The organism is Streptococcus sanguinis (genome assembly GCF_008329445.1).
GTDB classification, from domain to species: domain Bacteria; phylum Bacillota; class Bacilli; order Lactobacillales; family Streptococcaceae; genus Streptococcus; species Streptococcus sanguinis_O.
In genome coordinates, this window is record NZ_VIBR01000001.1 from 555552 (window position 1) to 571330 (window position 15779).

The window sequence follows — 15779 nt, forward strand, 5'->3', positions numbered from 1 at the left end:
GAGTGAGGAAAATATTTTATGACAAGCTTATCAGAAAAAATCAAAGAAACAGCAGCCTTCTTAAAAGAAAAAGGTATGACAGAACCTGAATTTGGTCTGATTTTGGGATCTGGTTTGGGAGAATTGGCTTCTGAAATAGAAAATGCCGTTAGTCTTGACTATGCGGATATTCCAAACTGGGGCCGCTCGACTGTTGTTGGTCACGCTGGTAAATTAGTCTATGGGGACTTGGCAGGACGGAAAGTCTTGGCGCTGCAAGGCCGTTTCCATTTCTATGAAGGAAATCCATTAGAAATCGTTACCTTCCCTGTGCGTGTGATGAAGGCTCTTGGTGCGACAGGTGTTATTGTGACCAATGCTGCCGGTGGTATTGGCTATGGTCCTGGTACACTGATGGCCATCACTGACCACATCAATATGACTGGCCAAAATCCTTTGATCGGTGAAAACTTGGGTGAATTTGGTCCACGTTTCCCTGATATGTCTAAATCTTACACTCCAGAATACCGTGCCGTCGCTCACAAAGTTGCTGATAAGTTTGGTATCAAGCTGGATGAGGGTGTTTATATCGGTGTAACTGGACCAACTTATGAAACGCCAGCAGAAATCCGCGCATATAAGACGCTTGGAGCGGATGCAGTCGGCATGTCTACTGTTCCTGAAGTGATTGTAGCAGCACATTCTGGTTTGAAAGTCCTTGGAATTTCATGCATTACAAATTTTGCTGCTGGGTTCCAAGAAGAGCTTAATCATGAGGAAGTGGTTGAAGTAACAGAACGTGTCAAGGGTGATTTCAAACGATTACTTAAAGAAACACTTGCTGAATTGTAATCATGTTAATAGAATTGAGGAGAATTTTTCGAAAAATCCCTTATAATTTTAGATTATTCATAGCAGTAATTCTACAAGGAATAGTTTCGGGTTTATCTGGTATATTTCTCCATTATCTTTTAGAGATGGCGGAGGGGCTAGCTTTTGGTCAGTCAGAGCATCATAATGGATTTTTGACAGATGGAGTTTCCTCCTCACGGATAGGACTAAGTTTAATAATCGTGGGTCTTAGCTCGTCCTTAGTCTGGTACTTCTTGCAAAAAAGGTCGAAGATTTATTCCATCAAAGCTCAGATGAAGGATGAGACTTCACAATACAAGCTTCATTTTTTAAAACAGCTATTTCATTCAATTTGGCAGATTATTGCAGTTGGAGGGGGAGCACCTATTGGCAAAGAAGCTGCACCACGAGAGATTGGAGCCCTATTTGCAGGTCCAATTGGAAAAATATGTATACTGTCTATGAAGGATCGTATCTTTCTCCTTGCTTGTGGTGCTGGTGCTGGTTTAGCAGCTGTCTATCAGATTCCATTAACAAGTGTTTTCTTCGTTTTTGAGACTCTAGGAATTTCTTTATCTATCAAGCGATTTGTCTTAGTTGGTTTGACTACCTATGTGTCTACCTATATAGCAGGCTTGGTTATTTCAGATCATGCTCTTTACCAGCTTCCAGCTATCGCATGGTCATTAAAGGAAGTGTGGATTGTCCCTTTATTACTTCTTTTCTTAACTCCCCTAGCTTGGCTTTTTGGTTGCTTAAGTAAAGAAGTGTCTTTAAACAAGATAAAAGATCAACGAATACTTCTCACTTTGCCCTCAGCTTTTCTGTTTCTTGTTGGTCTGGCAAGTTACTTTCCACATCTACTTGGCAATGGACGCATGATGGCTCAGGAAATTTTAAATGGTAGCGATGGTAAAACAGTGCTTCTCATGTTTTTCCTAAAAGCAGTGGTCGTTCTTATTATCCTTTGGGCAGGGGTCTATGGTGGCACTCTTACGCCATCTTTTGCCTTGGGGATGGCTGGAGCTGCTCTCTTGGGCATGATTCTAGGTTTGGACAGCCAGCCAAGCATTTTGCTTTTGGGATCGGTTTGCTTTTTATCTGTGACCTTGAGGGCGCCCTGGTCTGCAACTGGATTAGTAATAGGTTTCACTGGGTTAGGTTTAGATTCTCTTCCGTATCTCTTAGTAACAGCTTTCCTAGCTTATGGTTTTGCAAAAGTGTTAGACCGCTTTCCTTGGGCTAGTATACTGTGTAAGATGTCAAAGAATAAAGTAATTAGGTAGGAAATGCCCGTTTCTTCTAACCAAGGATTTATCTTAAAAGATTAAAAACTATTGTCAGTTTATCAATAACTGTTTGAAATAAAAATGAAGTAGGATTATCGGAGTCATGATTGAATACGATTTTTCCTAGCTATGAAATATAAAAATAAAAAAAGAAAGGTAGAGTGAAGTGTTCAGATTTGAACACGAGCGGAAAACTCGGAAAATAAATAATCTGACTGAGAAATCAGGATTTCTCGTCAGATTCCTAATTTTCAGTCGTTTTCTTGTCGCTCTTTGTATCATAAATTATGTCTATTCATATTGCTGCTAAACAAGGCGAGATTGCTGATAAAATCCTTCTTCCAGGTGATCCACTTCGGGCTAAGTTTATTGCGGAGAATTTCCTTGAGGATGCTGTTTGCTTCAATGAAGTCCGTAATATGTTCGGCTACACTGGTACTTACAAGGGTCATCGTGTATCTGTTATGGGGACTGGAATGGGAATGCCCTCAATCTCTATCTATGCGCGTGAGTTGATTGTTGACTACGGTGTGAAAAAGCTAATCCGTGTCGGAACTGCTGGCTCGCTGAATGCTGATGTCCATGTCCGTGAATTGGTTTTGGCGCAGGCGGCTGCAACTAACTCCAACATTATTCGTAATGACTGGCCACAGTATGATTTTCCACAAATCGCTAGCTTTGATTTACTAGATAAGGCCTATCATATCGCCAAAGATCTCGGTATGACAACCCATGTTGGGAATGTCTTGTCGTCTGATGTCTTTTACTCAAACTACTTTGAAAAGAATATTGAGCTTGGTAAATGGGGAGTTAAAGCTGTTGAAATGGAAGCGGCAGCTCTTTACTATCTGGCTGCTCAGCACCATGTAGATGCTCTGGCAATTATGACTATTTCTGACAGCTTGGTCAATCCTGAAGAGGATACAACAGCTGAAGAGCGCCAAAATACCTTTACCGATATGATGAAGGTTGGTTTGGAAACCTTGATTGCAGAAGCATGAAACTAGATGTCAAAGAAGCCATTCTCTTTGCTATTTCCCGCTATGACTATGCTTATGCTCATAAACTAGCTGAGCGAGCAGGAAGCAGTGTCCAGTCTGACTTGGTTAATCTTCTTGAGGCTTTAGCGGAGCGAAGAGAGCTCAACATCCAATCTATGATGAATCTAAATTTGGAAATCACTGGGTCTGTCCTAGCTGATTTTCAGCTTTTTTGCCATGAAGATGAAGCGGATGAGCAGCTGGTCAATTACCTTTATGATCTGGAAGCCAAGCTGAGAAATGAGCAGCTGATTGATTTTATCCGAGCTGTCAGTCCGGCTATTTATCGGATTTTTATGCGGCTGATTCGCATGCAAATACCAGATATTGAGAGCTATATTCATAATTCGCGAGGGGCTAGTTACGACCGATGGAAGTTTGAAAAGATGCGAAATTCTGATAATCCTGACCTGCAAAATTTTCATGCGGAAAGCACGGTTAATTCTTCTAGTTTGACGGGTCTGATTTTGCAGTTGAATTTGCCCGAATCTGTCAAAGAGTCGGCACGGCAGCTAAGAGAGTTAGAAAAGTCAGTCCGCAATCCGTTGGCTCACCTTATCAAGCCTTTCGATGAGGAAGAATTGCACAGGACGACAGGTTTCTCATCTCAGCACTTTATGGAACTTCTGGTTGATTTGGCGCAGGAGACAGGCATAGTATATCAGAGGGAACCTTTTTACTTCAACCGAGCGAATGCGGTCATAGAAAGTCTCTTATAAGGAGTAGCAGGATGGATAAGATTGCAAGGCTGCAAGAATTGATAGACCAAAGTCAGAATATCGTCTTTTTCGGTGGGGCGGGTGTTTCGACTGAGTCCAATATTCCGGACTTTCGCAGTTCTGATGGAATTTATAGCGTCAAGCTGGGACGGCACTTTACAGCGGAGCAGCTGGTTTCTCACACGATGTTTGAGCGCTATCCGCAGGAGTTTTTTGACTTTTACAAGAAGTATCTGCTTTATCCGGATGCTAAGCCCAATGCGGCTCATGTCTACTTGGCAGATTTGGAGAAAGCAGGCAAGCTTAAGGCTGTAGTGACCCAAAATATCGATAGCTTGCATGAAATGGCCGGTTCGAAAAAGGTTCTCAAGCTTCATGGCAGTGCAGATAGAAATGACTGTCTTAATTGTCAGCGATTCTATGATTTGGATGGCTTTCTGGCTCTGCAGGGCACCATTCCTTGCTGCCTTGACTGTGGCGGTATTGTCAAGCCAGATGTAACTCTCTATGAAGAACCGCTAGATATGGAAGTTTTCCAGCAGGCAGCTCAAGCTATCCATCAAGCGGACCTGCTGATAATCGGCGGCACTTCCTTAGTCGTCTATCCCGCAGCCAGCCTCATCCAGTACTTTTCAGGTAAGCATCTGGTCGTCATCAACAAGACCAGCATCCCTCAAGACAGCCAGGCAGATCTAGTCATTGAGGGTAAGATTGGAGAAGTGTTGGGGAAGTTGAAACAATAGAAAAACACCTGAAAAAGCTTTTTCGGGTGTTTTTGGCTTTCGTCCAGGAGGAATATTCTATATAAAATTTTTTGACTATGCTATAATAAGATAAAGAACTCAGGAGGGCTCTATGAAGAAATTAAACAGGAAGAAGAAGTTAATTTTAGCTGGAACAATTATCGTAGTGATTGGATATATTGGATATATTGGATTACGCTACTACCTCAAGCCAGAATGGTTTGATTCAGAGAATATTTACTATACGGTATATAATTATAAAGTAACTGATATCAAACCTAAGAAAAAAGTAGTTAAAGACTTAAATATTGAATTTGTGCATGACAAGTCTGAAGAAGCGCCTCAAAATAAAGAGTGGACAGAGAAAACTTTATCAAATTGGAACAAGCATAATGGAAAACAAATTTTACATGTCACTTTTACTGATGGTAGCAAGGCAAAAATTCCCATAGAAGAGCCTTCCACTGTTGGTCCTGCTTTTAGCATAGAACTTTTAAATGATTCACTATATCAAAAATTAAGTTTCCGTTTTCCAGAATTAAAATTGTCAGATAATAATAAATCCAAGGACATCTTGGAGCCTTTGTTGTTTCTGTATGTAGGAGATACGTTTTTTCAGGTTCCAGAAGTTAACAATGAGATTTCTTATCAGTTGAAAAATCCTAAAAACGGGAAAATGCAGTCATATTATGAATATGGAAATAAACCTGATGTTAACTGGACTCCAATTTTCTTTATTAGATCGAAAAAATATTTAGATAACCAAATAGATTTTTTTGATGATTATCAAAATCAATACGAAGGGAACTATTGGGAAAGAAGGGATGAAATTTATGAAAATAGATTGTCTCATACATCAAATTATTATTACTACAGGATATTTTACTCAGACGAATTGACTAACTTGCCTCTAAGCGTTAGCACGACTGGGGATCAATTTAAAATGACCATTACACATTCTTATATAGTCGAACAAATTAATGATCATGTCTATAAGGTTAAGTCAAACTCAAAAACCTATACAGATGAAAATAAATCTGAATACATTGCTGAAGTTCTAAATCAAAATAAAAAAGAATCCAGATAGCTTAGAAATTATCTGGATTCTTTCATTTTAAGGATATAATTTCATGAGAGAAAATTTAAATATACTTGAAATCGTTGAAATATCATCGAAACTGGTTCTACTATTAAGTGCTTTTATTTCCTCTCTATATATTGAAAAACTTATAGATTTTTCTTCAGGTTCTTTCTGTGAGGTATTTCTAATCATAGTTGGTATCTCAGTAATAATCTTCTTGAAGAGTTTTTCATAATCACTACCCAGCTCTTTTTTTAATTGATTTTCTCTCTCATCTATCCTTTTATTTAACTCTTCCATATCTGGCTCACCCCATTTATACGTAATAGTAAATGAATATCTTTCATCGTTAGCTTCAGTCATTTCTATACTATAGTTCGTCCAGTTTTTTATATAAGTTTCCCAATATGCTTGAACAATAGCTTTGTTTTCTTTATCTGATGGAGTATAGTATGGTGAGATATTAGCATATATCCTATTCGAATTAGATTTAATGATATTTTCAGTTAATTCGTCTTTTATTCCATTTGCTAAATATTTTTTAACAAATGCTTTAACAATCTGATCATCTTTTTTTATATATGCTTTTTTTGAAGGCGTATCAAAATTGACGCTATAGTCGATATTGTTATCATCCTTATATACAAGTCTATACTTAGTATTTGCTTTTCCTGTGAACCAAATTTGAATATCCTTACTTGGATATTCAGTAAAAGTAGAATTAGAGTCAATTATTGGGACTTGCTTTCCTTTATTATCATAAATATTAAAATCTGATTCAGAAGCATAATCGAAATTTTCTATATTGAATTTTACATAAAAATTGTTTTCAGCGTCTTCTAGGTTTTTAACAGGATTTGTAGTGTTAAAAAAACCACCGTCACTATTTTTTATAGTGATGGTTGGACCAGACTTAATCAAAGTAGGGATAGGGTGTATGTTGAAGTAAGTAATTATTCCGAGAAGAATAAGAATAATACATCCCCAAAATAATTTAGCGTGACGTTTTGACTTCATTCAGTCTCCTTATGAATTTTATTAAGAATCTAAAATAATGATTAACCTATTTATCAAACTTCACTTCCTCAATCAGATACTCAATGAATCGTTCTCCCATTTTGGATAGGCTAGCTTTTTCATGCTGGATGTAGACCAGTTCAATCGGATCATCAATGTCCAGCGGGATGGAAACGATATTATCTCCGTTGAGGTTGCTGTTGAGGATACCGGTTGCAATTGTGTAGCCGTCCAAACCAATCAAAAGATTAAAGAGGGTCGCGCGGTCGCTGACGACGATAGATTTTTTATGGTGCTCCTGAGAGAGAATTTCCTCGGAAAAGTAGAAGGAGTTGTGAGTTCCTTGGTCGTAGCTGAGGTAGGGGAAGTTTTCTAAGTCAGATAATTGAACCAGCTTTTTCTTGGCCAGCGGATTGGACTTGCTGACAAAGATATGGGGCTGCGCTGTGAAGAGATGAGTGGCAATCAAGTGATTGTCATCCAGCATCTTGGATAGGACATCGCGGTTGTAGCTATTGAGAAAGAGGACGCCAATTTCGCTGCGGAAGTTTTTTACGTCGTCAATGATCTCCCAAGTCCGAGTTTCCCGCAGAAAGAGCTCGTATTTCTCCATATCGCTTTTTTTAAGCAGGGAAACAAAGGCGTTGACTACAAAGGCATAGTGCTGGGCAGACACACTGAAAAGTTCACGGTGGGCGACAGGGTTTTTGTATCGCTCCTCTAGAAGCTGAGTCTGCTCAACAACCTGCCGAGCATAAGAAAGAAACTCCATTCCGTCCTTGGTCAAGGTAATTCCTTTAGGATTGCGAATAAAAATCTCGATACCCATTTCATTTTCCAAATCCCGTACAGCATTGGACAAACTAGGCTGAGTAATGAAAAGCTGCTTGGCAGCTTCGTTCATACTGCCAGTCTCGACGATTTTGATAATATAGTGTAACTGTTGAATTCTCATAGGACTATTTTATCACAAACTGGGGATTTTTTCCCGATAAATCAATGAAAGCTAGCATTGAATTTATTAAATGGACAGATGGTAAAAGAAATTCTATTGGATATAGTGACATTTTTAAAGTTTATTCTTATCGGAATTATAGAGAGATTTTATCAAGTCTTTTATAATGAAACAGATTTTGCAATTTCAAGTTATTCGTGATATGATGATTTTTAGACTGTAAAAGGAGTAGTTATGAAGAGAAAAGAGGATTCTTTTGAAGATATTGCTTTTGAGTTAGAGAAGGAGACATCTAAGTCTAAGTTCTTACCATTCGTTCTATTAGCCATTATTGGCTTTTCTATCGTTGGAGCAGTTTTTTTGATGCTTTCTATATCGCAAAAGACTAAATCTAAGCAACCGGTGAGCCAGTCAAGTCAGATTATTTCACCATCAAAAAAATTAGAGGATAAGAAGACTGAAGTAAAAAAATTCGCTGAAAGCCTTATCGTTTCTCCAGAAAAAAGTGGTCCCTTTCTTTGGATGGTTGACAAGGCAGTTTCTCTACAGATGGACAAAGATAAAGGCGGAGCTGTCTTGGAAGATGTTTTAAAAGAATTTGGAAGACCTGTTGAAGCTGATTCGTGGATTGACTTTTCATCAAATAATGAAATTCAAAAGCATATTCGTCTTTTTTGGAAAGAGAAGAATGGTGCTCTTGGTTATGTTTCTTTAACATTTGTTGAATTTGATGGTGTCTATAAGCTTATTTCCAAGTACCATTCTAACCTTGCAAGTGATGAGATTAAGGTGGATAAAAATCCTAATAGAGACTTTTTATGGACACAAGAATATATAGATAGTCTTGTTATTGGTGCTAGAGAAGGTACTGACAAAGGTACGCCTTATGATGAGATTGTTTCAAATGTTGGTTTGCCGCTATATCAGACGATTTTGGGAGAGGATAATCAACTTCAAATGCGAGTTACTTATCATAATCCTCATTCTTTGACAAATCCGGAACAATTGAAGTCTGTTGATCTAGAATTCTATAAGCAAGAAGATGGAACATGGCGTTTGGTTTCTAAACAAAGCCAGTAAACTAAAATAAAAAAGACAGAGGAGATAATCTTGAGAAGGAGTAGCAAGAAAAAACATGATGCTAATTCATTTAGAGCCATAAAAAAAGAACTTTATCAACAACAAAAGATAAAAAGAGAAGAACTTAGCATGATGGCCATACAGGAGGAGAAAAAAAGGATAAATTTGGCCTTTATTCTTCTTTGTTTGACCTTGTCATTTGCTTTGTTCTTTGGCTTCTATTATTTTTCTCAAAAGATTCCTAAAGCTAACCTTAAGTACAAATCTGATAAGACAGTTTCATCATTTAGTAGAGAAAGCTATACAACTCAGCAATATGATGACGAGCCAGAAATAAATCAAGATCAAAAGGAACTGAAAAAGAAAATTGTTGAGGAAGATGAAAAAAAGTTTGTTTTTAAATGGACCTTAGACAATTTTGTAGAACTCAAAATAGCAAAAGTTGGAGGGTGGAAAAATAATCCGACTTTGGAAGAGGTTATTACGAAATATGGTAAGGGTTCAAATGTGAGTTTTAACGAAAATGGATTGACACTAACTTATAAGACAAGAATTGTAGATGTTCCGAGATATGGCTCATCTGGACATCCTCAGGAAATTAGTTTTGGTTTTTATGACCCCGATTCCAATGGAAAAAAGTACTATTTAATAACTAAAACGGCAGTTTACTTAGATGACATTCATAACCTACCTGCTACCAAAAATGAGTTTGTTTTTAAGTGGAAGTCAGAAGATATGGATACATTGACAGTGGGTGATAGTCAATATGGAAAAGGTGGAATGACATATCAGGAGATTATTGATCGATTTGGACCGCCTTCCGAGATGAATTTTTCTGGAAGCGATACAGATTACAGCCCGTTATCATTGCAGGTGAATTATTTTAATATTCATCGTCCACCTGCTGAACGAAAATTGGATAGGGTGTCTTTGATTTTCAAGAGGCAGGAGGATGGCAGCTTTCGTCTTGCGGATGCAAAGAGTGAATTTGACAAGGACTGGTAAAGCTGTGGTAGGTCGGAGATCTTAAAATTCTAATATTTTTTATGCCTTGACAATCCCTATCGCTAACGATATAATGTTTACAATTTAACCTTTAATCAAGTCCAGTGAGGCTGCAAGGTGGGAAAAACGGTATAAGAGGCAAGCAGATTGCCTTGTTTTTTGCGAAACCTTGCTGTGGCGAGGTTTTTTCTTGTAGAAAGTGAGGTTGTCATGGTTAGTGACAGTTGCAAAAAGAGATTTGGCAAGATTATGCTGGAGCAGATGGAGCTGCTGGAGCAAGTAGAGATTGCGCCTAATATTTTTTCTATGATCCTAAAGGGTCAAATGGTTGCTCAGATGCAGGCTGGGCAGTTTTTACATATTCGGGTACCAGATGACAGCAAGCTTTTGCGCCGGCCTATCTCGATTGCAGAGATTGACCGAGACAATCTGACTTGTCGCATCATCTATCGGATAGAAGGTGGCGGGACGGCTATTTTTTCTCGACTGCCAGTCGGCTCGTTTCTTGATGTTATGGGGCCTCAGGGCAATGGCTTTGATTTGAGCCCTGTAAGGGCAGGCGACCACGCTTTGATTATCGGTGGTGGGATTGGTGTCCCTCCCCTACTTAAGGTTGCGAAAGAATTGCATGCCAAGGGAGCTCAAGTGACAGCTGTTCTGGGATTTTCTGATAAATCTGCTGTCATTTTGGAAGCAGAAATGAAAAAATACGCTGATGTCATTGTCACGACGGATAATGGTTCCTATGGTCGTCAGGGCTATGTATCTGCAGTTGTGGATGAATTGACCCAAGACTATGCGGCTGTCTATTCCTGTGGAGCGCCAGCTATGCTCCAGTATGTGGATCATAAGTTTCAGGACCATCCGCATGCTTATCTCTCCATGGAATCTCGTATGGCTTGTGGCATGGGCGCTTGCTATGCCTGCGTAGTTCATGTGGCAGGTCAGGATGAGTCGGTCAATAAGCGCGTTTGTGAAGACGGTCCGGTCTTTGAGACGGGCACGATTGTTGTCTAGGAGGGGAAAGAATGAGTGACCAACGTTTAAGAGTTTCCTTGCCAGGCTTGGACCTGAAAAATCCAATTATTCCAGCATCTGGCTGCTTTGGCTTCGGTCAGGAATATGCCAAATACTATGACCTGGACTTGCTAGGTTCTATCATGATAAAGGCTACGACTTTGGAGTCCCGCTTTGGTAATCCCACTCCGCGTGTGGCAGAAACGCCAGCTGGGATGCTCAATGCCATTGGCCTGCAAAATCCAGGTCTTGAGGTTGTTCTAGCTGAAAAACTGCCCTGGCTGGAAAAACATTATCCCGACCTTCCAATCATCGCTAATGTAGCGGGATTTTCCAATCAAGAATATGCCACAGTGGCTGGGAAAATTTCCCAAGCCCCCAATGTCAAGGCTATTGAGCTCAATATCTCCTGCCCTAATGTTGACCATGGAAATGCTGGCCTTTTGATTGGCCAAGTTCCAGAATTAGCCTACGAAGCAACCAAGGCAGCAGTAGATGCTTCTGCAGTACCTGTCTATGTCAAATTAACTCCGAGTGTGGCTGATATCACTCAGGTAGCTAAGGCTGTTGAAGACGCTGGTGCTGCTGGTTTTACTATGATTAACACCTTGGTAGGTATGCGATTTGACTTGACGACGCGCAAGCCTATTATCGCTAATGGCACAGGCGGTATGTCGGGTCCAGCTGTCTTTCCGGTAGCACTCAAGCTGATCCGTCAAGTGGCGCAGGCAAGCAAACTTCCCATTATTGGTATGGGGGGAGTTGATTCGGCGGAGGCTGTTCTGGAGATGTTTATAGCGGGCGCTTCAGCTATTGGAGTGGGAACTGCCAATTTCACGGATCCTTATGCCTGTCCGACCATCATTGAAGATTTGCCTAAGGTTATGGATAAATACGGCATCGAAAATCTTGAAACTTTACGAAAAGAAGTTCGAGAGAATTTGCTTTAAAGTTACATTTTTACTTGACAATCCTGCTGTGAAATTATAGAATGAACTAAATATAACCTTTAAAGAAGTCCAGAGAGGCTACTAAGGTACATACGTTTGAATGGTAGATACTGCCACATTTTCGTGTAACCTTGCTCTCGGGCAAGGTTTTTCTATGTCTCTGAACCTAGCGTGAAGGTCAATTTGAATATAGGAGTGCCTAGCAGAGTTCTTTAAAGTTAAAAATTAAAAAGGAGATTCTCCCCTCATGCGTGAAGAACGGCCAATTATCGCCCTCGATTTTCCATCTTTTGACGATGTCAAAGATTTCTTGGAGCATTTTCCGGAAGATGAAAAACTCTATGTCAAAATCGGCATGGAATTCTTCTATGCCATCGGTCCTGAAATCGTTCATTATCTGAAAGGTCTTGGACACAGCATTTTCTTGGATCTGAAACTGCACGACATTCCCAATACTGTGCGCTCAGCCATGTCTGTCTTAGGTACATTTGGCATCGACATGGTGACGGTCCATGCAGCAGGTGGTGTGGAGATGATGAGCGAAGCCAAGAAGGTTTTGGGAGATAAGGCTAAGTTGGTTGCTGTGACTCAGCTGACCTCGACCAGCGAGGAAGATATGCGTAATTGCCAAAATATCCAGACTACGGTTCAGGAGTCTGTTGTCAACTACGCTCGGAAGGCCAAAGAAGCTGGTTTGGATGGCGTAGTTTGCTCAGCTCAAGAAGTGGAACTGATTAAGGCGGCAACTGCGGATGATTTCCTCTGTGTAACGCCGGGTATTCGGCCAGCTGGATCAGAAATCGGTGACCAAAAGCGGGTCATGACTCCACAAGAAGCTCATCAAATTGGCAGTGATTATATTGTAGTCGGCCGTCCGATTATCCAAGCTGAAAATCCTTGGGATGCCTACCACGAGATTAAGAAGCAGTGGAATAGCTAAGTAAGAACAAGAGATACGATTTAAATCGATATACAAAATTAACAGCATCATAAACATTCAAATTTATAAGGAGCAAAAAATGACTTTAGCAAAAGAGATTGCGCGTGATTTATTGAAAATCAAAGCTGTGTATTTGAAGCCGGAAGAGCCTTTTACATGGGCGTCGGGCATCAAGTCACCTATATATACGGATAACCGAGTGACCTTGGCTTATCCAGAAACTCGGACCTTGATCGAGGATGGTTTTGTAGAAAAGATTCGGGCGGAATTTCCAGATGTAGAAGTCATTGCCGGAACTGCGACAGCGGGCATTCCTCACGGAGCCATTATCGCAGATAAGATGAACCTGCCATTTGCCTATATTCGCAGCAAACCAAAAGATCACGGAGCGGGCAATCAAATCGAAGGTCGCGTAGCACCTGGGCAGAAGATGGTTGTCATTGAGGATTTAATCTCAACTGGCGGTTCGGTCTTGGATGCGATTGCTGCCGCTAAACGTGAAGGTGCAGATGTGATTGGCGCAGCAGCTATCTTTACCTATGAGCTACCAAAAGCAGAAAAGAACTTTAATGAAGCGGGTGTGAAATTGGTGACCCTTTCTAACTACACTGAGCTAATCACTCTGGCTGAAGCAGAAGGTTATGTCAGTCCTGAGGGCTTGGCCTTGCTTGAGAAATTTAAGCACGACCAAGAAAATTGGCAGGCTTAGACCGAATACAAATAAAATGATCTGACTCTTATTCAGGTCATTTTTCTGTAAAACGTCCTTGTATTGCCTTTAAAAATGGCTTAAAGTCTTGGTGTTTGGTATAATAGAGCTATGTCTAAGATTTATCATCTATCCTTTTCGATATTACAGAAAGTTATGCTGATTACGGCTGTTCACTGGTTTCTGATTGCCATCTGGCATGTTGCAGAGCTGAATATTTTGGCTTTGTTTGCCTTTGCTGGCTTGGCTTATCTGGCCTATCGCTATCGGAATTTGCTAGGAAAAACTTATCATTGGCTGATGAAGCATAAACTTCTTGTTATGCTAGCTGCCTTTATTTTTCAGCTGATAATGCTCTTTTCAGCAGAGCTTTTGATTAGGCGTGATGCAGCAGTTGTCTTTACAGGAGCTTTCAAAACTCTGAAAGAAAGCTCTATTTCCAGCTATCTGACCCGCAACCCTAACAATGTCTCTCTCTTTCTATACGAGCGTTTTTTCTTTAATGTATTTGGGGGATCTGGTCTATGGGTCATGCAAGCCTTGAATATTGTTTATACTAACGTAACGGCCTTGATTCTCTACAAGGGCTGCCAAAAGTATTTTTCCCAAAAGGCTGCAGATGCTGTCTTTAGTCTTTATGTGCTTTTACTGGGCTTTTCTCCTTATTTCTTTTCAATGTATACCGATATTCCCCCCCTTCCTTTCATCAGTCTGCAGATTTTCCTAGTTCTGGGATTGCTGAAAGGAGAGGAATCAAGCCGACAGCTGGTTTGGCGCAGTATATTGCTTGGGCTAATGACTAGTCTGGCTTTCTTCTTTAGACCAACAGTAATGATTCTGCTGATAGCTGTCTTCGGAGTTCTCTTTTTCAAAAAGAATTGGAAGAAGTTCTTTCTGACACTAGTCGTTTTTGCTTGCAGTTTTGCGATTAGCTACGCCCCGCTGCATTACTGGTCCAAGCATCAGAAGGAAGTGCCGATTATGGAGGGAGAGGGATTGGCAAAAGGTCCCCTGCTCTTTATCAATCTAGGTCTGACTTTCAATGGCCACAATCAGGAAGATATGAAAGAAGGGCTCTTGCAGTATATTGAGCCCGATAAGCAGTATGACTATAACAATGGCATGTTTGCCAAGGAATATGTTATTAAGGAAATCAAGCGGCGCTTAAGTGAATATAATCCTTTGACTTTAGCTCATCATCTCTTCCATAAGCAGTCTCTGACTGTAGCAGAAGGAGATTTGGGCTGGCTCTACCGCAGTGTCGAAAATGAAAAGACACCTTATATATCGCCTTTTTACCAAGATACGAAGGATAATCCTTTAACTCAGTTTGTCCGTGACTTTTTCCTGAACACTGACAAGTCAGAATTTGTCTATTTCTCGCTGTCCAAGCAGGCAGTTTGGATTGTCATGGCAGCAGGACTTGTCTTTGCCCTTTGGAAATATCGCTCCAGTGATGAGCTGAATTTTCTAACCTTAGCTGTTTTTGGCGGCCTGCTCTTTTTGCAGATTTTCGAGGGAGGAAAGACGAGATACCTGATTCAGTTTTTGCCACAGATACTGATTCTGTCTGCTGTGGGCTTATCTCAGTACCCACAAGCCCTAAGGAAGTTTCGCTTTTGGACTAGAAAGAAGGAATCTTTGAAATGAAAAGACCTGTTCCTATCTATGAACCGCTTTATAGCTTGAAGCCCATTGCTGAGAATATCTGGATTGTCGACGGTGATTTGATTGAGATGGATGCGGTGCTGACAAAATTGCCTTTTTCTACCCGCATGACTGTCATCAAGTTAGCAAATGGCCAGCTCTGGTGCCATTCACCAATTCAGCCAAATCAAGCCTTGTTTGACCAGTTGGACGCTTTGGGACCAGTTGCGCATCTTGTTTCACCTAATAAGATTCACTATGCCTATATAGCTGACTGGAAGAAGCGTTATCCTGAGGCAATTGCTTGGTCTAGCCCAGGAGTGGAAGAGAGAGCAGTCAAGCAGAAAATACCAGTCTCTTTTGATGAAAAGCTGACAGATGAGGCTCCAGAAGCTTGGGCAGGTCAGATAGATCAGTTGGTTTTCAAGGGAAGTACTTATATTGAGGAAGTTGTCTTTTTTCATAAGGACAGTCAAACCTTGATTTTGACAGATTTGATTGAGAATTTTGAAACAGAGCATTTTCCAAGTCAGATTCGAGGCAAGGCTTATAAATTAGTTCGTGTTGCAGCTCCGGATGGCCAGACGCCTATTGACTACCGTATGACCTTTATCGGTCATCAAAAAGAAGCCAAAGAATGTCTAGAGCAGATGCTAGCTTGGCAACCGGAGAAAATCATACTAGCCCACGGTTCTTGTTTTCTGAAAAATGGCAGAGCAGAACTCAGAAGAGCACTTAGGTGGATTAAGTAATAGA

16 protein-coding genes are annotated in these 15779 nt (G+C 40.4%); 14 read left to right on the forward strand and 2 right to left on the reverse strand.

Annotated elements, in window-relative coordinates; translation table 11 throughout:
- The first annotated feature begins 18 nt into the window (after positions 1 to 18).
- From FKX92_RS02880 to FKX92_RS02905, 6 genes are all read left to right on the forward strand, one after another.
- On the forward strand, positions 19 to 831 hold the full coding sequence (locus tag FKX92_RS02880; RefSeq protein ID WP_149565470.1) for a purine-nucleoside phosphorylase: 813 nt from the start codon (positions 19 to 21) through the stop codon (positions 829 to 831).
- Between the two features lie 2 nt (positions 832 to 833).
- Positions 834 to 2117 (forward strand): chloride channel protein, encoded by a 1284-nt coding sequence (locus tag FKX92_RS02885; protein ID WP_149565471.1) that lies wholly within the window; start codon positions 834 to 836, stop codon positions 2115 to 2117.
- A 290-nt stretch (positions 2118 to 2407) separates the two neighbouring features.
- Complete coding sequence (deoD, locus tag FKX92_RS02890) at positions 2408 to 3121, forward strand: purine-nucleoside phosphorylase (protein ID WP_002895400.1); 714 nt, start codon at positions 2408 to 2410, stop codon at positions 3119 to 3121.
- On the forward strand, positions 3118 to 3879 hold the full coding sequence (locus FKX92_RS02895; RefSeq protein WP_149565472.1) for a hypothetical protein: 762 nt from the start codon (positions 3118 to 3120) through the stop codon (positions 3877 to 3879). Before deoD ends, FKX92_RS02895 begins: the two co-directional genes overlap by 4 nt.
- An 11-nt stretch (positions 3880 to 3890) precedes the next feature.
- The gene (locus FKX92_RS02900; protein ID WP_149565473.1) at positions 3891 to 4622 is read left to right on the forward strand and encodes an NAD-dependent protein deacylase; all 732 of its coding nucleotides are present in this window, start codon (positions 3891 to 3893) and stop codon (positions 4620 to 4622) included.
- Positions 4623 to 4734: 112 nt separating this feature from the next.
- Positions 4735 to 5709, forward strand: coding sequence for a hypothetical protein (locus FKX92_RS02905; RefSeq protein WP_149565474.1), 975 nt, complete (start codon positions 4735 to 4737; stop codon positions 5707 to 5709).
- Between the two features lie 27 nt (positions 5710 to 5736).
- On the opposite strand, the gene FKX92_RS02910 is transcribed toward FKX92_RS02905, so the two are convergent.
- On the reverse strand, positions 5737 to 6720 hold the full coding sequence (locus tag FKX92_RS02910; protein ID WP_149565475.1) for a hypothetical protein: 984 nt from the start codon (positions 6718 to 6720) through the stop codon (positions 5737 to 5739).
- Positions 6721 to 6766: 46 nt separating this feature from the next.
- The gene (locus FKX92_RS02915; RefSeq protein ID WP_002897493.1) at positions 6767 to 7675 is read right to left on the reverse strand and encodes a LysR family transcriptional regulator; all 909 of its coding nucleotides are present in this window, start codon (positions 7673 to 7675) and stop codon (positions 6767 to 6769) included.
- Between the two features lie 234 nt (positions 7676 to 7909).
- Here FKX92_RS02915 and FKX92_RS02920 point away from each other — a divergent pair, with 234 nt between their 5' ends.
- The 8 genes from FKX92_RS02920 to FKX92_RS02955 all read left to right on the forward strand — a co-directional run bounded on the left by FKX92_RS02920 (position 7910) and on the right by FKX92_RS02955 (position 15775).
- Entirely contained in the window at positions 7910 to 8755 is an 846-nt protein-coding gene (locus tag FKX92_RS02920; RefSeq protein ID WP_149565476.1) for a hypothetical protein, read from the forward strand.
- Positions 8756 to 8785: 30 nt separating this feature from the next.
- Positions 8786 to 9760 carry a hypothetical protein gene (locus tag FKX92_RS02925; RefSeq protein WP_149565477.1) on the forward strand — a complete coding sequence of 325 codons (975 nt, stop codon included), beginning with the start codon at positions 8786 to 8788 and terminating at the stop codon, positions 9758 to 9760.
- Between the two features lie 210 nt (positions 9761 to 9970).
- The gene (locus FKX92_RS02930; RefSeq protein WP_149565478.1) at positions 9971 to 10777 is read left to right on the forward strand and encodes a dihydroorotate dehydrogenase electron transfer subunit; all 807 of its coding nucleotides are present in this window, start codon (positions 9971 to 9973) and stop codon (positions 10775 to 10777) included.
- An 11-nt stretch (positions 10778 to 10788) separates the two neighbouring features.
- Positions 10789 to 11727 carry a dihydroorotate dehydrogenase gene (locus FKX92_RS02935; protein WP_149565479.1) on the forward strand — a complete coding sequence of 313 codons (939 nt, stop codon included), beginning with the start codon at positions 10789 to 10791 and terminating at the stop codon, positions 11725 to 11727.
- 247 nt (positions 11728 to 11974) lie between these two features.
- A complete protein-coding gene (gene pyrF / locus FKX92_RS02940; RefSeq protein WP_002900279.1) occupies positions 11975 to 12667 on the forward strand; it encodes an orotidine-5'-phosphate decarboxylase in 693 nt (230 codons plus the stop codon).
- Positions 12668 to 12746: 79 nt separating this feature from the next.
- Positions 12747 to 13376 carry an orotate phosphoribosyltransferase gene (pyrE, locus tag FKX92_RS02945; RefSeq protein ID WP_002900280.1) on the forward strand — a complete coding sequence of 210 codons (630 nt, stop codon included), beginning with the start codon at positions 12747 to 12749 and terminating at the stop codon, positions 13374 to 13376.
- A gap of 111 nt (positions 13377 to 13487) precedes the next feature.
- Positions 13488 to 15026, forward strand: coding sequence for a glycosyltransferase family 39 protein (locus FKX92_RS02950; RefSeq protein ID WP_149565480.1), 1539 nt, complete (start codon positions 13488 to 13490; stop codon positions 15024 to 15026).
- Entirely contained in the window at positions 15023 to 15775 is a 753-nt protein-coding gene (locus FKX92_RS02955) for a DUF4336 domain-containing protein (RefSeq protein WP_149565481.1), read from the forward strand. The genes FKX92_RS02950 and FKX92_RS02955 overlap by 4 nt, the downstream gene beginning before the upstream one ends.
- The last annotated feature ends 4 nt before the right edge of the window (positions 15776 to 15779 follow it).